The sequence below is a fragment of the Paenibacillus mendelii genome, from assembly GCF_024498075.1.
Lineage (GTDB): Bacteria > Bacillota > Bacilli > Paenibacillales > Paenibacillaceae > Paenibacillus_Z > Paenibacillus_Z mendelii.
This window is the reverse complement of record NZ_JANHOF010000002.1, coordinates 700,965-718,788: the sequence shown is the minus strand read 5'-3', so window position 1 is coordinate 718,788 and position 17,824 is coordinate 700,965. Positions and strand designations below refer to the sequence as shown.

Below are 17,824 nucleotides of genomic sequence, written 5' to 3'. Positions count from 1 at the left end.
GAACGTCTCCATAGGTAGTCTCCACAGGCATCCACATGGTCGCAATTGAAGGGAGAAATGCATGAATGGAACGCACTTTTGTCATGGTGAAACCAGATGGCGTGAAGCGCGGCGTGATCGGGTCGATCATCAACCGGTTCGAACAGAAAGGCTTCGCGCTTATGGCCATCAAGCTGATGCAGATCGACCTCGCATTGGCGGAAGAGCATTACCGCGATCTACGAACGAAGCCGTTCTTCGGTGAGCTCGTTGGGTATTTAACGTCCGGCAGCGTGTGCGCGATGATTTGGGAAGGGCCGAATGCGGTGGCGAATGCCAGATCCTTGATCGGCAAAACCAATCCGGTTGAAGCGGCACCCGGAACCATCCGCGGCGATTATGCCATGGATGTGGCGGGGAATATTGTACATGGCTCAGACTCACCGGAAAGCGCGGCGCGCGAGATTGGTCTGTTCTTTACTCAGGAGCTGCCGATAACTACATTCATGGGCTTCCCGTACAATGAACAATCGGCCGAGGCAACCCATTAGCCGATAAGCCTGCACCCCCTTGGGCGGACATCTGCTGCAACCTTCGTATGTACACTGGACCTCGTACATACGGAGGTTTTTTTGCATGCTCATTTACTTGGATAGCGGGGCAGACCTGTTCACATGGAGTTAATGACAAATTTGTAAGGCTGAGACATGAAACTGTAATCTGAATCGATAGATTCGCGGTGTTGTTACGAGCTAAGCTAGCATGAGATGAAGCGGCTCCCTTTCGTAGGGCACATCCCCGAATAAAGGAAATGCCAGCTGATCCAGACAAAATGAGAAAGGTTGATTCAAATGTACGACATCATTACCGCCATTATATTAGGCATAATCGAAGGGTTAACGGAATTTATCCCCGTCTCTTCCACGGGTCACCTGATCCTGGCCGGCGATCTGCTCGGCTTCGAGGGAGAGGCAAAGGCGACATTCAAGATTGTTATTCAATTGGGGGCTGTACTGGCTGTCCTCGTGCTGTATTGGAACAGATACATGAGTATCTTAAAGGATCTTGCGACCTTCAACTTCAAAGCGAAGAACAAGTTGAATGCAGTTCATATGTTCCTCGCTATGATTCCCGCATTAATGGTTTATTTGCTCTTCAAGGACGTCATCAAACGCTATCTGTTCGGATCGGCTCCCGTTCTGATCGGTCTAATTATCGGCGGTGTTCTGATGATTATTGCCGCTAGAGTCAAACGAAAAGTAACTGCCGAGAACACCGACGATCTTACCTATAAACAAGCCTTCGGGATTGGATTATTTCAATGTTTGGCGCTGTGGCCGGGGTTCTCGCGATCAGGAGCGACGATGTCCGGCGGGCTGCTGCTTGGGACGAGCCAGAAAGCGGCAGCGGACTTTACGTTTCTGATCTCCGTTCCGGTTATGCTCGGCGCGACGGTATTGGACATGTATGATAGCCGCGAGTTTTTGACATCGGATGCTCTGTTTCTTTTTCTGATCGGATTTATTACCGCTTTTATCGTGGCCATGATCGCCGTAACTACATTCTTGAATTTGATCAAACGCCTTCGGCTGGAATGGTTTGCGGTGTATCGGTTTGTTCTTGCAGCGCTCTTTTATATCTTTTTACTGTGAGGGGGAGTCTTCGATGGCTCCTCGTCCATGGAGGGAAACCTGATATTGTGAATAGAAGTGCTGAGATCTGTGTAAATCCAAAATAGCGCTTACATTGTATGATTTGGTTATAAAGTCCACCCATAAGCTTCCATCATCAACGGGTTGTCTTGAAGATAATGAGGAGAAGGAGGTCATTGAATTACCGTAAGCTTATTGGCCGGGAGAGGACATAACCAAGGAGGAATGTATGATGAGTTGGTTAAAAAATAATAAGCGTTGGGGTATCGGTTTCATCGCGGCGGTTCTGCTCTTCAGTCTCATCGGAAGTCAGTCCATGCCAAGCAGCCGGTCCTATGCCGATGCGCCCCAGGAGGGATCTGTTCCTGTGTTGAACGTGAAGGATTATGGAGCGCTTGGCAACGGTGTCCATGATGATACAAGCGCCATTCAACAAGCCGTCAACGAGGCTCTAACCATGAAAGGTACCGTCTATTTACCGTCAGGAGATTACAAGGTAACGTCTCAAATCAACATTGGCGGAGCCGGCTTTATCACGATCCAAGGTGCAGGCGGAACGACGATGCAATCCAATATCAATGCCACGCTAACGACCGGGAATATCTTCGAAGTGACATCTTCCTACCTGGTGAAATTCAAAGATATCGCCATTAACAATCACGGATCGACGGGCCGGATCATTTCGTTTACATCGGGGGAGTCCCACATCATCGAGAATGTGAGAATGACGAACGTTGCGGGAAATCCTTCGGACATGGTCTATTTTATAGGAGCATTCACCCAAATCTTAGGCTCGGGTTTCATTAACAGCGAGCCGTCCGCTTACGCACTTCACGTCACTTCCCTTCCTTCGCAGCTGAATATTAATAGCAATATATTCGACAACGGCTTCGGCAGCACGGGTAAAGGCATTCTAGTTGATGCTGCTCCGGGCACGAGACCGGAAGGACTCAAGATCAGCCGCAACAATTTCATCCTGACCGGAGCCGAGCAAATTACGTTGAAGACCATTCTCCATGTGGATATCTCGAACAATATGCTGGATCAAAGCTCAGGAGCGGCTATCCTGCTTGATCCGGAAGGACTTGCCCTTAATGGCGTATTCATTGACGATAACTATATATCGGCCGCTCAAAACCAGCAGGAAGGCATCGGCATTCATGCCCCATTGAAGGACGAGGGTGTCGTCAATACGGTCATTACGAACAATATGATCTCTTATAATGGGTACGGAATCAAAATGAACGCCAATGCAAGCAATGTGAATATCAGTAACAATGTCATTTCTGATGTCCATCATGCCGGAATCAAGATGGATCAGTCCCGCAGCACGACGATTACGGGCAATATGTTCGCGGCGGCCGCGGCCTCGCTGTCCATCGCGGATGGACCAAACGGCGGACCGTTCATCATTAAGGATAATCAGCTGACAGGGACCAATACCATCACCAAAACGAAAAAGAAGAATTTTTTCATCGGGGATAACCCAGGACTGTAAATTAAACCACGATAAAGGCGTTTCGCGGCAAATCGCGAAGCGTCTTTTTGGTACGGACAGGGCCCGCTGCTTGAGAGTGGAGAAACTGTTATTTTGAATATAAATCCTGAGATTAGTGTAAATCGGAAACACCGTTTCAATTGTATAATTTACCCGAAATAGTCATTTATTTTCCTGTCCGTAATGGCGGCTCATGGGAAAAGACGGAGAAGGAGGTTATTGTATCATCTGTATGATTCTGCACGGAAGGCGACTCAAAATATAAGGAGGAATTTGCTATGCGTTGGTTAAGTACCGGTAAACGTTTTGGCTTTGCTCTCTTTGCAGCTGTGTTAGTAGCCTACCTGATCGGCAATCCATCCATACCAAGCAATCGGTCCTATGCCGATACAATCACGGAGGGATCTATTCCTGTGTTGAACGTGAAGGACTACGGAGCGGTTGGCAACGGTGTAAACGATGATACAAGCGCTATCCAACAAGCGATTAATGATGCTCTAACTATAAAGGGTACCGTCTTTTTGCCATCCGGAGACTACAAAGTTACCTCGCAGCTCACGGTTGCCGGCTCTGGCTTCATTACAATTCTAGGCGCTGGCGGCTCGACGATGCAATCCAATATCAATGCCACGCTCACTACCGGGAATGTCTTCGAAGTGACGTCTGCCTACCTGGTGAAATTCAAAGATATCGCCATCAACAATTATGGATCGACGGGCCGAATCATTTCCTTTACGTCAGGAGAGTCCCACAGTATCGAGAATGTGAGAATGACGAACACGGCAGGAAATTCCTCTGATATGGTCTACTATATAGGAGCCTTCACTCAAATATTAAACTCGGGTTTCGTTAATAACGAGCCTTCCGCTTACGCGGTTCATGTTAAGTCCCTGACGTCACAGTTGAATATAAACACCAACATATTCGACAATGGCTTTGGCGGCACGGGCAAAGGCATCCTTGTCGATGCTGCGACAGGCACGAGACCGGAAGGACTCAAGATTAGCCGGAATAATTTTATCTTGACCGGAGCGGAGCAAATCACATTGAAGACGATTCTGCACGTGGATATCTCGAGCAATATGTTGGACCAGAGCTCAGGGTCCTCGATTAAGCTCGACCCCGAGGGGCTTGCGTTAAACGGTGTATTTATTGATGATAATTATATTTCAACTGCCCAAAACCAGCAGGGGGGCACCGCTATTCTTGCGCCATTGAAGAATGAGGGGGTTACCAATACGGTTATCTCGAACAATATGATTGCCTACAGCGGTTATGGCATCGTATTGAACGCCAATGCCAGCAATGTGAATATCAGCAACAATGTGATAAACGATATCTACCATACCGGAATCAGAAGTGATAAATCCCGCAGCACGACGATTAAAGGCAATATGTTCAACGCGGCGGCAGCCTCGCTGTCCATCGCGGATGGAACAACCGGCGGTCCGTTCATCATCAAGGATAATCAGCTGACAGGGACTAATACGATCACCAAGACGACTATAAGCAAATTTTACATGGGGGATAATCCGGGGCTTTAAAGATAGATGCTACGAAGACGTTTCGCGCACAAGCGCGGAGCGTCTTTTTCTCGTTCGGCTCTTCGCTGCTAATACAATTTATTTATAGTGAGCCTGATAGTGGCTCGTTTAACGTTCGGATGAAGGACAGTTTCTTTTCAAGGAATGATTGGCATTGTAATCGGTGAATGTTGTATAGTTAAGCTAACGCTCGTTACTAAATGATTTGGAAAGGGATCAAATGGCATGGTGACCAAAAAAGAAATTGCCGAATATTTGGGTATATCAAGAACCGCTGTTTCCTTTGTTCTCAACAATGTGCAAAACAATAAAATATCAGAAGAGACTAAAGAGAGGGTACTAAAAGCTGCCAAGGAACTAGGCTACAAGAGCAATGAAGCTCAAAAAAATATTTGTTTTATTCTTTGCAATAGGGAGCTTAACGACTCCCGATACTCTTTGCTTATGGAAGATCTAGAGGGTCTAATAAGCGAAATAGGCTACAATTTAATGTTTATGAGTATTAAGACCCCTTCCGTTATCAGCAAACTGGAGAACTTTTTAGAACGGAATGAAGCCGACGGACTTGTGGTAACGGGGCTTTTGGACGAAATGATCATTAACGCGCTGGAGCAATCCGGCATCCCTTTTGTCATTTACGGTGTAATTGAGAATGAGAAAGTGAATATCGTAACGCCCGATTCCGAACGAATTGCAAAAGAAGCCGTACAGTACCTGATTGATAGAGGCCATGAAAAAATAGCGCTATTCAGCGGGAGATTGGATCTGTTAATTCATCGTCAACTATTTGAGGGATACAAAAAAGCGCTTGAAGAAAACGGATTGCCCTTCAATAAACTGTTGGTACAAGTCATTAACCAGGAAAGCGGCTATGAGATGGCCAATCGAATGAAGCTGCTTGAAATTGAGTATACTGCAGCTTTTTGTGTGGAGAATGTGATTCAATTCGGCGTTTTACAAGGACTACGGAACTCGGGGCTGGAGGTGCCAGGTGATATCAGCCTGCTGGGATATGGGTTTACAGATCTCGTCAAATTAAGTAGTCCGCATTTAACGACTATCTATTTCGACAGGTTGGAGGCTGCGGAGTTGATCGTAAGCAGACTGAAGCAGTTAATCGCCGACAAGAATACGCCTCCCCGGAAAATGGTTCTGGATTGTATTCGCTTCTATAACGGGGATACCGTAGGATTTATCAAGAACAATGGAGAATAGAAAAGCTTGTTTTAGAACACAGTTCGGAAAACTGTGTTTTTTTGTGCGAAAAATCAAGATTGACAGGTTTAGGTAACGCGTGTTACTATGCAATTGTGTTCGAGGGATGCCAGAGATGTCCGGTATACCATTGGCGGTAAGTATTAAGAAAATGGCGGATTAACAAGCGATATTTGCTCAAAGATTGCTCTAAATTACTCTGCTGGACATGAAATAACGAAAGAAAAGTAACCGCTTCCATATGTTAACGTCGTTACCTACAGAGTGTATGCCTTGCAGTTGAAATTTTTATGGGAGGGACGGTCCGAGCAACATTTCGCGTCATTATCGTATTTCTTGCACTTCAAAAAATAATTGGTTCAGGGCGTTTCGATGTCCGGATCGAGGGGATGATGAACGATTATGAGTCGACAATTTTCAATGGGAGAGTACCTCAAAAGCTATCATGCCAATCAGCAGCCTACGTTCAAGTTTCAGGCGAATACGGAAGCCGAATGGTCGCAATGGAAGGAGCAGTTCAGTTCTAAATTGCTTGATCTTATGGGAGAATGGCCAAGCGAAAAGGTGGATATGCAGCCCGTCATTCTGGAAAAGACGGAGTTCGAAGCTTATACCTGCGAGAAAATCGTTATTCAAAGCGAACCTAATATGAAAATCCCGCTGTACCTGCTGATTCCCCGAAATGCAAGAACCGGTAACCCCGCTGTGCTGTGTTTGCATGGCCACGGAGCGGGCAAAGACGATGTCGTGGGTGTCCAGCATGGTGAACGACAGCGAGAAGTTGATTACAAAGAGCTGAACTATCATATCGCGCCGAAGCTTGCCGAAGATGGTTTTGTCGTGCTCGCTCCGGATGCGAGAGGATTCGGCGAGAGGGGTCTAGGCTACGGCAAGCCTCATCGGCATGGAGAGAAGGACGGCTGCGACCTCGTGTTTCTCAAGTCGATTATGATGGGATTAAATCCGTTAACATTGAACATATGGGACATCATGAGGTGCATCGACTATCTGGAGACAAGAGAAGAAGTCGATCCCGGAAGAATCGGCTGTGCCGGGCTTTCCTTCGGCGGGGCGTGGAGCCTGTTTGCTACTGTTTTAGAGGAGCGCATTAAGGCATCCGCAGTGTGCGGCTATTTCAATACGTTTGAGTCATTTGCCATCAACTGGGGGAATTTTTGCGGCTCGATGACGATCCCTAATCTGTTAAAGTACGGGGAAATGGAGGATGTGGCATCTTTGATTGCTCCGAGACCGCTGCTCTTGTCGAACGGAAGGCTCGACCACGGTTTTCCGATCGAAGCTGCAATAAAAGCTTTCCCTGCAGTGGAACAGGCATACCGTGTTGCTGGATGTCCGGAAAGAGTAAAGCACGATGTGTTTGAGGGCGGGCATGAATTTCATTATGAGGCAGTAGTTGGTTGGATGAAGCGATGGCTGTAGAGCGGGAACCCGGGTTGCACGGCTGCGCGATCTGCGTGATTGCCGATATGAGATACGAAGGTGAAGGAGAGCGCCAATGAGACGATGCAGGGCGGCACTGGTAGGAATCAATGGTTTTGGAGGAAAGCACCTGGATCAAATGTTTCAGCTTCGGGAGAAAGGCGTTTTGGAGCTTGTTGCGGTGAGTGAAGTCCATCTATCGGCGGATGCGCATCGAAAGCTTGAAGGGGAAGCGATCAAGTGTTACACGGATTATAAGGAGCTGCTATCCTGCGAACGGGAATTGGACTTTATCGTGTTATCCACACCGATTCATTTACATGCGGATATGGGGATCGACATCATGGAGGCTGGGTTCAACGTATTGCTTGAGAAGCCGCCTGCGGTCACCATTCAAGACGTCGACCGATTGATTGAAGCGTCCCGGCAAACAGGCAAGCACTGTGCCGTTAATTTCCAATTAACTACAGGAAAAGCCTTTAATAAGTTAAAGGAAGCGATTGCCGGCGGGGCATTCGGGCGCATCCATACCATCACGGGCATAGGCTTGTTCCAGAGAATGGACGACTACTATCATCGAACCTTCTGGGCCGGAAAAACGAATATAGGCCAAACGTTCATTTTGGACGGAACGATTAACAACCCGCTGTCCCATCTTCTTAACAATATGATCGTACTATCCGGCATACAGACCGGCGATAACGCCCAAGAGGCCGTGCCTTATCAAGTAACGGGCGAATTGTACCATGCTAACCGGATTGATGGCGAAGATACCTCGTGTGTCCGAGTCAATATGAATAACGGAGTGACGATGTACTTTTACGCCACGCTTTGCCATTCTGAAGAGACGATGCCGACGATCCGGGTGGAGGGGGAAAAGGGATCCGCTGTGTGGAGTTATGACAATAATCTGACGATCGAAATCGGAGGGAAACCGGAATTCCTTGCATTCGGCGAGGAAAATTGTTTGGAAAATGTATATGCGAATCTGATACGGGTCATCACCGGAGAAGATCGGCTTTTGATCTGTCCGGTCGCTTCGACCAGAAATTTCGTGCTAATTTCAAACGGCGCCTATGAATCGTCGGGGACAATCTACGACATTCCTGTTGAGCATTTGAGTCGCTCGTATAAGGATGGCACTACGGCCACTGTGATTAATAATATTGATGAAATAATCCGATCAGCCTCGGGACACAAGCAATTATTTGCCGAATCGGGCGTGCCGTGGGCGGTCCCTACCAAGCCTGTGAACTTAAGCGAATACGACAAGTTTCCGACTTATTTTACCCAAGAGGTGCAATCAGATTGAGAATCAGAACGGCCCTTTATGGCTCAAACGGTCATCAGATTCAACAATTGTTGGAAAATCACCCTCAAGCCGAGCTTGTCGCGACTGCTTGCTTGGATCTTGCCCGTTTGCCCGCCTCACTTCGAAACGATCCGAACGTTCGCCATTATGCTACGCTTAACGAACTGCTGGCTGATCCGACCGTCCAGCTCGTATCGCTTTGCTCGCCTTTCCGAAGCGATCAGGCCGAAGATGCTATACAATGCATGCGGGCAGGGAAGCACGTATATGCCGAGAAACCATGCGCACTAAGCGAGAAAGAGCTGGATGCGATTATCGCTGCGACGCGGAGTACGGGATGCCGCTTTCGCGAAATGGCGGGGACCGCTTTCGAGCAGCCTTATTTGTCGATGCGAAACCTGGTACAAGCGGGTGCGATTGGAGAAATTGTTCAAGTATTCGCGCAAAAGTCCTATCCCTATTTCGAAGAGCGACCGCAGGACGAGCGCATCGATGGCGGGCTTGCACGTCAAGCCGGCGTCCATGCCGTACGTTTCATCGAGCATGTCGCTAATCAAAAGGTGAGTGACATTGCGGCTGTCGAAACCCGGTTAGGTAATCCCGATCCGAGCGGCGGACTTCATATGGCGGCATCGTTCATGATGCGGCTCGTGAATGGCGGAGTAGCGAGTGCGGTAGTCAATTATTTGAATCCGGTAGGATTCAAGAGGTGGGGAAACGAACATTTACGCGTATTCGGCACTATGGGCTTTATGGAGGCGACGGATGGCGGAGTTAGAACGAGGCTGGTGGTGGGCGATAGGGACTTGGGTGAAATCGACCGGTCAGATCCGTCCCGGGATTATTTCGACATGTATATGAATGAACTGGTCGACCTAGCTGTTATGCCACTCGATCTAGAAGAGGAGCTGCACCCGACCCGAATGGTCATTCGAGCAAAAAGTCATATATAAGAAAATTCTACATGGAGGACAATCCGGGGCTTTAATGATAAACGCTACGAAGGCGTTTCGCGAACAATCGCGGGACGTCTTTTTCTATACTCGGTGCTATTGCAGCTGCTGATATTCGGACAATAAGAGGTGAGATTAGTGCAAATCTATGAGCAGGCTTTCATAATACAATTTATTGTAGTGAGCCATAGGTTCATTCACTCCAAATTGGAAAATTTAATTGATTGTGAAAGGGGAAGCCGTTCTCATGAATCCGAAATTACAATACAAGGTAGGTTTGCTGGGGTGTCCTTCACTGCTGGAGCCTTGGAATGAAGAGCAAGTTTCGCGTATCCAATCCCATGGATTCAATATGCTTCAATTGAACATTGCTTGGGGCTGCCGTCCCGGGGATGAACCGCTGAACCTGGAGGATGTCGTCGATATTTCTGCTGATCAGGACCCGCTGCTGCGGCAGAGCGTCGCCCTTGCTTCGGATCAGACACCGGAGGCGTTTAACCGCAGAAGGAATGATCTTCGGAATCGGATTGAGTGGACGAGGAATGCCGGGTTGCGGACCTTATTCCATTTTGGCGCTCCTTATAACGGCGGCGACGGCTATCGGGATCTGCAGCTTCAGAACTGTCTGCTCGACGGGAAGACCCCGGAACGCTACGTAAGATTGTTGTCGATGTTCCACGAGCAGTTTCCGGGTGTTGATGACGTTCTTATCTACACGTACGACCAGGATGCCTGGCTGTGCAATGAATTCGGCGTGTGTGAAAGCTGCCGTGGAATTCCGCTTCATGAGAGGGTAGTTCCCTTTATTCATAAGCTGGCTGAGGCCTGGCAGGCCTGCAATCCAAACGGACGGTTGTGGTGGGAGCCATGGGAGCTCTCTGCCGGCCAGGTGCTGCAATCGATCAATCGGTTGAATCCACAAACGACAGGTGTCATGCTGCACTCGAATATCGCGGAGGTTACGGCAACGCTGCCGGTAGACCGCTTCTTGAAGAATGCCTGCAGACTCGCGGAGAGCAGAGGACTGCCGGTTATCGTTGAAGGCTTTCTCGGCGGGCCGACAGAAGAGCTCGAGCCGATGAACCACCTGACCTTCCCGCAGGTGACCGTCCGTCAGCTGCAGTCGATCTACAGCCTGCCCGGCATTAGCGGGATCAAGGAGTACTTTGGTTTAGTGCCGTCCAAAGAAGATCCGAGTTTGCGGGCAACCGCACAATTCTTCACGGATCCCGAACAAACCGAAGATCAAATCATTACATCTATAGCCGAGCTCTATGCAGATTGCAGTGATTCTATCATTCGATTCTGGTCGGTCAGCTCCGAGGCGATGGAGCTCTTCCCATGGGATATTTCCTGGTATGTGCGGAAGCTTGGTCAGTGCGACCCGAAGCATACGATGAATGCTGCGTTTATCCGCGGGCAGCAGTGCCATACGCCAAGCTGGGATTCGACCCGGAGAGCGATTTTCATGAAGACGGACGATCAACAGCCGGATGCGTGGCTGCTGGAGGATATTCAGCTGCGATGCGACTTATCCGCTGTGAAGCTGCTGGAAGCGATCCGGCTGGGCAAGGAAATCGAGCCTAGCATTCCGGAGCAGCTTAAGCCGGATTTTGCACAAAACTTGATTGATTTAGAGGCGATGCGCGCGCGCGTGTTATCGTATGTCTATCATTTGCGTGAAACGAATGTAGCCGCGATTATGAGGAAATATACAAGTGAGAGCAGACCGATCCCGGGCCAGTTCCTTCAAGAGATGGATCGGCTCCTGGAGCTGGATCGCGAGAATCAGGGCAGTCATGAAGAGATCGATCAAGCCATCGCGCATTTCCGGGCGGATCCGGTGCAATTTCTAGCCGACTATTTCCAGCCGGCCGAGCAAGATTTATGGCCGCGTGGACCGCATAGCTTAACGTCTAAATAGGGGGAAGCGTCGTCGCGAAGCTTGTTCAGATGGTCGCTTGTCGCATACAATAAGGGGGAGGGTTGCCATAGCAGACGTCTAAGTAACGTGGGAGAGATCAATCATGGTACAATTAAGTGCTGGGCGGATTCATCCAAGCTTCATTGCGCCTTTTATTTACCATTCGGGCAAGGAGTATAGGAGCGAGGCGTGGTACTTTCCCCCTGAGAAATACAAGCTGGGGAATATTACGCATACGGAATATGGGGCAAATCGCAAGCTGTACCGTTCCTTACCCTATGACTATCTGGTCTATGTGACGGCGGGCTCGGTCAAATTCGATATTGATGGGCATATGAACATTGCCGATAAGAATACGATCATTCATATCCCTGCAGACAAGCTGCACCGTATTGAATCGGATCGATTGCCGATGGGTTACACATGGGTTCATTATCGATTGCTTATGCCCAGCCTTGACCTTGGTGCCTCGAACAACCAGGATTACTTAGAGCTGAAATCTTCCGCTCAGACACTCGAAGAGCGCAAATTGGACCTGCCAACGGTGATGAAGCCTGCCAATCATCAGCTGATTCACCGTCTGATCAACGCCACAATTGAAGAGCTGCTGATGGAGAAAGAAGGATGGGAGCTCGCGTCGCGGGCGTATTTTCAAGCGGTGCTCATTGAGGTATACCGGAACCGGATTATTGCCGACCTTAATTCCGATTCGGAATTCGGCGATATCAACGTGAAGAAGGCTGTGGAGTATATCCATCGCTTCTTCTCGACGAAGATAACGGTGGAGCAGCTGGCGCGAATGACCAATTTGAACTTTAATTATTTTATATCCCGATTTAAAGCGGCGACGGGTCAAACCCCGATCGAATACATCACGAACGTCCGAATTAATCAAGCAAAGAAGCTGATTCGAATGGAGGATTTTACATTTACGGAGATAGCGACTTTGATTGGTTTTGAGAACATCTCTTACTTTAGCCGCGTATTCAAGAAGATCGTCGGCGTGTCGCCGAAGGAATATAAGATGCTCCACATCTAGCAAATGAATGTCTGGTGTTCCTCGCTTCCCGCTGAAATTGTTGGTTGACGGATAGCGGACGTGTATGGTAAATTGTGGTCAAATCAAATGAACTTACGGAAGCACCGTAAATTGCGCATGATATTGCGCGGTTTACGGTGCTTTTTTTTGTTCTGGACACATGACGTGATTTCTGGTCGGAAGGGGCTGTCGGCTTGAACAGACAACAATTAATCGTGGCCGTTAAGGAAGCGGGGTATATCGAGCGACTGGCTGACTATATCCGGCAAGCCCCGTTCGGCGAGCAATGGCAGCTAACGGCATTCACGAATCCGAATGCGCTCCGACAGTTCATCCGGGCCGGTTATCCCATCGACCTGCTGGCTGTCCATCCCTCCTTGCTGGAGGAGATTGGGGATGCAGTTCCAGCCATACCGACGGCGCTATTGGTAGCGAGGATCGGGCAGTTTCAAGGGCGAGCGGAAGTGCTGCAGTTCCAGCCATTACCTCAGCTGCTGAATGCTCTGGCAGCCGTCCATGCGGCCCATACCGGTACGCTCGCGCAAGCTGATCGCAATCGCGGGCGTGCCAAGGTAGCGGCTGTATATGCAGCCGTAGGGGGAATCGGCAAGACGACGCTTGCGATCCAACTCGCCCAACAGCTGGGAGGGAGGGAAGAGCGCGTCTTTTATTTGAACCTCGAGCAGTGGAATGCGACCTCGATCTGGTTTGGCGATGAAGGACAAGACGATTTTTCCCGAATGCTCTACACGGTACAGGCACACCCGAATAAGTCGCAAGCGGTGCTCGCAGAGCTGAGGAGGAGGCATCCGGTCTTGAAGCTGGATTATATGGCACCCAGCGGCAACGCCGAGGAGCGGCTAACGATGAAGGCCGAGCAAGCGAAGCAAATTATCGCCGCGGTCGCCGATTCCGGTCAATATGATGTCGTTGTCGTGGATTTAGACAGCCGCATGGATCCCATTCATCAGGCCGCGTTCGAGGAAGCAGACGTTATCATCTGGCTGTTGTCCAAAGAGCCTGTCGTTATACGCAAAACAAGCATGGCTCTTCGTTACGGGGAGCAGAAGTGGGGAGATGCCTTTCAGCAACAGAGAAGGAAGTTTCGGTTTGTTGATTCCTTCGTGCATGGCTCTGGGGAAATGTCCTTCAACGAGACGCTTCAAGTCCGGATTGAGGGAGGGATTCCTTATGTAGCCGAATGGTCGGAAGGGCGGCAGCTGCTGGATGCGAGCGGATATGCGGCATACCGAAGTGCGGTTGAATCACTGATGAACCGCTTTGCTTTACTGGAAAGGGGTGGAGAAGATGCAAGAAGAAACGGTACAGCAGCTCAAAGCTAGTATTCGCGAGCAGCTCGATTTGGACCGCGCCATGTCGGATGAGGATTTTATGATGCGCATTGAACAAGCGGTATTTCATTGGTGCCGCGACCACCCGCTGACGGCCAGCGATAAGCTTCAGCTCGTTAGAAGGCTGTATCACGCGTTTCGCGGACTTGATATTCTCCAGCCGCTTATTGATGACAAAGCGGTCACGGAGATCATGATCAACAATTACGACGAAATTTTCGTTGAGCGTGCGGGGCGCATGAGCCGGCTTTCATTATCCTTCGAGAGCCGCGAACGGCTCGAAGATTTAATACAAGCCGTTGTCGCGGGCGTTAACCGGGTAGTGAATGAATCGACTCCTATCGTAGATGCGAGGCTTCGCGATGGATCGCGCGTACATGTCGTGCTGCCGCCAATCGCGCTCAAGGGGCCGACGATGACTATTCGCAAATTCCCGGACCAGCCGCTGCAGATGCAGGATCTTATCCGGCTGGGAGCGCTATCTAGCGAAGCCGCGGAACTGCTGCGGAAGCTTGTTGTCGCGAAGTACAACATCTTTATTAGCGGAGGGACGGGATCAGGTAAAACTACTTTTCTTAACGCGTTATCCCAGTACATCCCGCCGGATGAACGGATTGTCACGATCGAAGACTCGGCGGAGCTGCAGATTCGTTCCGTACCCAACCTTGTATCGCTCGAGACGCGAAACTCCAATACAGAGGGCAGAGGGGAAATTACGATGCGGGAGCTGATCCGCGCCTCGCTGCGGATGCGGCCGAGCCGCATTGTCGTCGGTGAGGTGAGGGGAGGAGAGGCGATCGATATGCTGCAGGCGATGAATACGGGGCATGATGGATCTCTCAGCACCGGCCATAGTAACAGCGCCCGCGACATGATGGCCAGGCTGGAAACGATGGTGCTAAGCGGCGCCGAGCTGCCGATTCCGGTCATCCGGCAGCAGATTGGCTCGGCCATCGATATTGTTGTTCATCTCTCCCGGCTGCGCGACCATTCTCGGCGCGTAACGGAAATCGTCGAGGTTACTGGCGTTTTGAACGGTGAAGTAACACTGCATCCGCTATACCGGTTTGAGGAAGAGGGGGAGCGCGAGGGGCGTATTCTTGGCGGCTTGAAACCAACCGGTCATAGACTTGAACGGTCATGGAAGCTGCGTATGGCTGGACTGCTCAAGGAGGAGGGGGCGAAGCTAGGATGAGGTTGAGGGGGAAGCGGAACCGGCTGCTCGCTTGGCTGGAATGGCCCGCTGCACAGTCCAAGCTGGCGAACCGGGCCGCCGCGCTGCAGGACTATGCGGTTTATACGCTTTCAGGCCGGCAATTCGCTTTGGCCACGATCGTCGGATGCGCTTGTACGTTTGCGGCGGCCTATTTGTTCTACCGCTCCGTTATTGCCGCGGCGCTGTTCTCGACAGCGGGGGTCGTGATGCCCCGGTTCTATCGGGCATCACTGCTTGAGAGACGGCGTACGCGTCTGGCGCTGCAGTTCAAGGAAGCTCTGTATTCCTTGACCTCGTCACTGGCAGCGGGACGCTCCGTGGAGAATGCATTCTCCACGGCATTGGAGGACTTGCGGCTGCTCTATCCCGATCCGAATGCCGAGGTGCTGATTGAATTCGAAATTATCCGAACGCGATTATCGTATGGAGAACCGCTGGAGCAGTCGCTTGCCGATTTCGGCAGGCGGGCTGCAATCGATGAAATTACCCAGTTCGTTGACGTCTTTGTCACCTGTAAGCGTACAGGCGGCGACCTTGTGGAAGTCATTCGGCGCACCTCACAGACGATCGGAGAGAAGCTGGACGTGCAGCAGGAAATTGCCGTCTTACTTGCACAGAAGCGTTACGAATCCCGGATTATGATGGGCGTTCCATTCGTCTTTCTGGCTTTTCTCGGATTTGCCGCTCCGGATTATATGGCTCCTCTTTACGGCGGTATTGGGTATGTCTTGCTGACAGGAGCTCTGGTCATGCTGGGCGTATGCTACTGGGTGATGAGCAAGGTGATGGATATACGGATGTAGACTGATTCGACGATGAATGAGGGATGGTATGGCAATTATCGCGGGGTTGTTATTAACGGCGGTATGGGGAGCGGCGGCAGTTCTAAGCGGGCGCAATGAAGCGCGTTCTGGAAGTAAAGGCATGGCGTTCCCGAAGGATGCTCGGGAAATTCAATTCATTACGATGCCGTTTCGATTTTTGCTTGATAGGAGCGGGATGTTCGATCGTATGCAATCATTCCTTACGAGCACGCATGGAAAGCTGCTTGTGCTTAATGGAACAGCCTGGTCAATCGAAGCCACCCGGCGGTACGCCTCTTCCGCTGTCGGACTCGGCTATGCGGCTGCGGTAGGCGCTTGCTGGCTGAGCGCGCTGAGCAGCGAGCCCGCCTTGATCTACGTCGGGGCGCTGCTTGGAGCTGCGATCCCGATGGCCCGGCTGCGGGATGTAACCCGCAAGGTGGAGCGGAGAAAGCAGGATATTCTGCTCTTGCTGCCTGATGTATTGAGCAAGCTGATGCTCCTGCTGGGAGCTGGAGAAACGGTGCAGCGCGCATTGAACCGCTGCACCGAAAGAAAGGGTTCGAAAGCGGCACACCCGCTTCTAGACGAGCTTAGGAGGGCTAATGAAGCGGTCCGCAACGGGGAGTCGTTCGCGGCTGCGATGGAGGGGTTCAGCAGGCGGTGCGCGGTTCAGGAGGTATCGTTGTTTACGACAACGATGCTGCTCAATTACCGGCGCGGCGGCGATAAGCTTGTCCTCTCGTTAAGAGAGCTGACCTATACGTTATGGGAGAAGCGGAAGGCCGTTGCGCGTTCGCGCGGAGAAGAGGCGTCATCGAAGCTCGTATTTCCGCTAGTGGGTATTTTTGTAGTCCTCATGATTCTAGTTGCCTCACCGGCGATGCTCATGATGGCGTGGTAGAACAGGGAGCGGGGTTGGCCTGCTCGTAAATCCGAATTTAGAGGAGAGAGAACAATGAAGCAATGGATGAAGAAGAAGGCTCGTGACTTTTGGCGTGAAGAAGAGGGCTTGGGTACACTGGAAATCATTCTTATTATTGCCGTGGTTATTATTCTGGCGCTGTTGTTCAAGGACTGGATTATAGACCTGGTCCAGCGTCTGATGGGCAAAGCCGATGATCAAGCGGATAAAATATTTAGTTAAAACACTTGCGCGATACCGGAATCGCGGGGAAGAAGGGAGCTTCACCCTGGAATCGTCACTGGTATTCCCGACCTTGTTCGTAGCTCTGCTCGCGATGCTCCTGTTCAGTATGTATGTGTACCAAAAGGTTGCAATGTATTATGTCACTTCCGTTGCCGCGGAGCGCGCTGCGTTCCGGTGGGATAACAGCCATCGTGATGCGGTTAGCGGAATGGCTCCCAATAATCTATATGATGGCCTTTACTGGCGCATGGGGAGCGACGGCGCGCTGCAATCCTTGTTTCAGCTTGACGACGCAGAGGGCGGAGGGATTTCGGTCAATATAGGAACGCCCGGCGGAATGGAAGGCGGGGATCAGGCCGGGGATGAGAGCGGTGAGGTGCAATCCTTGCCCGTTCTGAAGATGAACCGGATCGCGTCGCGCGTTCCGCTTCCGTACGAAGGCCAAATGACATATTCGTTTGGACTCCTCGAGAAGACGGTCGAAGTGAAGCTGAAGCAGCCGCTCGACATGAAGCTGCTTAAAGCCTTCGGCCGGACGGAACCGAAGTCCGGTAGTCATGCCCTTATCGTAGATCCGGTTGAATTCATCCGGAATGTCGATTTGGTCCGCTACTATACGGCAAAGTTTAAGCAAGGAAGCAGCGGAGGCGGTGCCAATCAAGCACACGCGGCAGAAATCTTGAAGGGGAGGAAGGCGAAGGAGCAAGCAGCCTCCTCTAAGCCATAAATGCAAGCCGCTATTGCCGC

General features: G+C 50.6%; 16 protein-coding genes. All 16 read left to right on the top strand.

Going from position 1 to position 17,824, the window contains the following annotated elements; translation table 11 throughout:
• Window positions 1-65: 65 nt before the first annotated feature.
• The 16 genes from ndk (at window position 66) to NNL21_RS10400 (ending at window position 17,804) form a co-directional block, all read left to right on the top strand.
• Complete coding sequence (ndk, locus tag NNL21_RS10475) at window positions 66-530, top strand: nucleoside-diphosphate kinase (RefSeq protein WP_204816962.1); 465 nt, start codon at window positions 66-68, stop codon at window positions 528-530.
• Window positions 531-830: 300 nt separating this feature from the next.
• Window positions 831-1,631: an undecaprenyl-diphosphate phosphatase gene (locus NNL21_RS10470; RefSeq protein ID WP_204816964.1), complete on the top strand. Its 801-nt coding sequence runs from the start codon at window positions 831-833 to the stop codon at window positions 1,629-1,631.
• 229 nt (window positions 1,632-1,860) lie between these two features.
• Window positions 1,861-3,129: a right-handed parallel beta-helix repeat-containing protein gene (locus NNL21_RS10465; RefSeq protein ID WP_204816966.1), complete on the top strand. Its 1,269-nt coding sequence runs from the start codon at window positions 1,861-1,863 to the stop codon at window positions 3,127-3,129.
• A 278-nt stretch (window positions 3,130-3,407) separates the two neighbouring features.
• Window positions 3,408-4,673 (top strand): glycosyl hydrolase family 28-related protein, encoded by a 1,266-nt coding sequence (locus tag NNL21_RS10460; protein ID WP_204816968.1) that lies wholly within the window; start codon window positions 3,408-3,410, stop codon window positions 4,671-4,673.
• A gap of 225 nt (window positions 4,674-4,898) precedes the next feature.
• Window positions 4,899-5,888: a LacI family DNA-binding transcriptional regulator gene (locus NNL21_RS10455; protein WP_204816970.1), complete on the top strand. Its 990-nt coding sequence runs from the start codon at window positions 4,899-4,901 to the stop codon at window positions 5,886-5,888.
• Window positions 5,889-6,290: 402 nt separating this feature from the next.
• On the top strand, window positions 6,291-7,328 hold the full coding sequence (locus NNL21_RS10450) for a dienelactone hydrolase family protein (protein ID WP_204816971.1): 1,038 nt from the start codon (window positions 6,291-6,293) through the stop codon (window positions 7,326-7,328).
• 76 nt (window positions 7,329-7,404) lie between these two features.
• Window positions 7,405-8,640 carry a Gfo/Idh/MocA family protein gene (locus NNL21_RS10445; RefSeq protein ID WP_204816973.1) on the top strand — a complete coding sequence of 412 codons (1,236 nt, stop codon included), beginning with the start codon at window positions 7,405-7,407 and terminating at the stop codon, window positions 8,638-8,640.
• Window positions 8,637-9,593, top strand: coding sequence for a Gfo/Idh/MocA family protein (locus NNL21_RS10440; RefSeq protein WP_204816975.1), 957 nt, complete (start codon window positions 8,637-8,639; stop codon window positions 9,591-9,593). The genes NNL21_RS10445 and NNL21_RS10440 overlap by 4 nt, the downstream gene beginning before the upstream one ends.
• Before the next feature lie 247 nt (window positions 9,594-9,840).
• Window positions 9,841-11,517, top strand: a complete 1,677-nt coding sequence (locus tag NNL21_RS10435) for a hypothetical protein (RefSeq protein ID WP_204816977.1) — start codon at window positions 9,841-9,843, stop codon at window positions 11,515-11,517.
• Between the two features lie 103 nt (window positions 11,518-11,620).
• The gene (locus NNL21_RS10430; protein WP_204816979.1) at window positions 11,621-12,556 is read left to right on the top strand and encodes an AraC family transcriptional regulator; all 936 of its coding nucleotides are present in this window, start codon (window positions 11,621-11,623) and stop codon (window positions 12,554-12,556) included.
• Window positions 12,557-12,750: 194 nt separating this feature from the next.
• A complete protein-coding gene (locus NNL21_RS10425; RefSeq protein ID WP_204816981.1) occupies window positions 12,751-13,899 on the top strand; it encodes an AAA family ATPase in 1,149 nt (382 codons plus the stop codon).
• Window positions 13,865-15,103: a TadA family conjugal transfer-associated ATPase gene (locus NNL21_RS10420; RefSeq protein WP_204816983.1), complete on the top strand. Its 1,239-nt coding sequence runs from the start codon at window positions 13,865-13,867 to the stop codon at window positions 15,101-15,103. The genes NNL21_RS10425 and NNL21_RS10420 overlap by 35 nt, the downstream gene beginning before the upstream one ends.
• On the top strand, window positions 15,100-15,927 hold the full coding sequence (locus NNL21_RS10415) for a type II secretion system F family protein (RefSeq protein ID WP_204816985.1): 828 nt from the start codon (window positions 15,100-15,102) through the stop codon (window positions 15,925-15,927). Before NNL21_RS10420 ends, NNL21_RS10415 begins: the two co-directional genes overlap by 4 nt.
• A gap of 28 nt (window positions 15,928-15,955) precedes the next feature.
• Window positions 15,956-16,831, top strand: coding sequence for a type II secretion system F family protein (locus tag NNL21_RS10410; protein ID WP_204816987.1), 876 nt, complete (start codon window positions 15,956-15,958; stop codon window positions 16,829-16,831).
• 54 nt (window positions 16,832-16,885) lie between these two features.
• On the top strand, window positions 16,886-17,074 hold the full coding sequence (locus tag NNL21_RS10405) for a Flp1 family type IVb pilin (protein WP_204816989.1): 189 nt from the start codon (window positions 16,886-16,888) through the stop codon (window positions 17,072-17,074).
• On the top strand, window positions 17,046-17,804 hold the full coding sequence (locus NNL21_RS10400) for a pilus assembly protein (RefSeq protein ID WP_204816991.1): 759 nt from the start codon (window positions 17,046-17,048) through the stop codon (window positions 17,802-17,804). Before NNL21_RS10405 ends, NNL21_RS10400 begins: the two co-directional genes overlap by 29 nt.
• Window positions 17,805-17,824: the final 20 nt, after the last annotated feature.

What these genes read in the sequence shown, in the direction of transcription:
- NNL21_RS10435 (WP_204816977.1), top strand. Translation starts at nt 9,841, where the DNA reads ATGAATCCGAAATTACAATACAAGGTAGGTTTGCTGGGGTGTCCTTCA.
- NNL21_RS10445 (WP_204816973.1), top strand. Translation starts at nt 7,405, where the DNA reads ATGAGACGATGCAGGGCGGCACTGGTAGGAATCAATGGTTTTGGAGGA.
- NNL21_RS10415 (WP_204816985.1), top strand. Translation starts at nt 15,100, where the DNA reads ATGAGGTTGAGGGGGAAGCGGAACCGGCTGCTCGCTTGGCTGGAATGG.
- NNL21_RS10400 (WP_204816991.1), top strand. Translation starts at nt 17,046, where the DNA reads ATGATCAAGCGGATAAAATATTTAGTTAAAACACTTGCGCGATACCGG.
- NNL21_RS10405 (WP_204816989.1), top strand. Translation starts at nt 16,886, where the DNA reads ATGAAGCAATGGATGAAGAAGAAGGCTCGTGACTTTTGGCGTGAAGAA.
- NNL21_RS10450 (WP_204816971.1), top strand. Translation starts at nt 6,291, where the DNA reads ATGAGTCGACAATTTTCAATGGGAGAGTACCTCAAAAGCTATCATGCC.
- NNL21_RS10430 (WP_204816979.1), top strand. Translation starts at nt 11,621, where the DNA reads ATGGTACAATTAAGTGCTGGGCGGATTCATCCAAGCTTCATTGCGCCT.
- ndk (WP_204816962.1), top strand. Translation starts at nt 66, where the DNA reads ATGGAACGCACTTTTGTCATGGTGAAACCAGATGGCGTGAAGCGCGGC.
- NNL21_RS10455 (WP_204816970.1), top strand. Translation starts at nt 4,899, where the DNA reads ATGGTGACCAAAAAAGAAATTGCCGAATATTTGGGTATATCAAGAACC.
- NNL21_RS10410 (WP_204816987.1), top strand. Translation starts at nt 15,956, where the DNA reads ATGGCAATTATCGCGGGGTTGTTATTAACGGCGGTATGGGGAGCGGCG.
- NNL21_RS10470 (WP_204816964.1), top strand. Translation starts at nt 831, where the DNA reads ATGTACGACATCATTACCGCCATTATATTAGGCATAATCGAAGGGTTA.
- NNL21_RS10460 (WP_204816968.1), top strand. Translation starts at nt 3,408, where the DNA reads ATGCGTTGGTTAAGTACCGGTAAACGTTTTGGCTTTGCTCTCTTTGCA.
- NNL21_RS10420 (WP_204816983.1), top strand. Translation starts at nt 13,865, where the DNA reads ATGCAAGAAGAAACGGTACAGCAGCTCAAAGCTAGTATTCGCGAGCAG.
- NNL21_RS10465 (WP_204816966.1), top strand. Translation starts at nt 1,861, where the DNA reads ATGATGAGTTGGTTAAAAAATAATAAGCGTTGGGGTATCGGTTTCATC.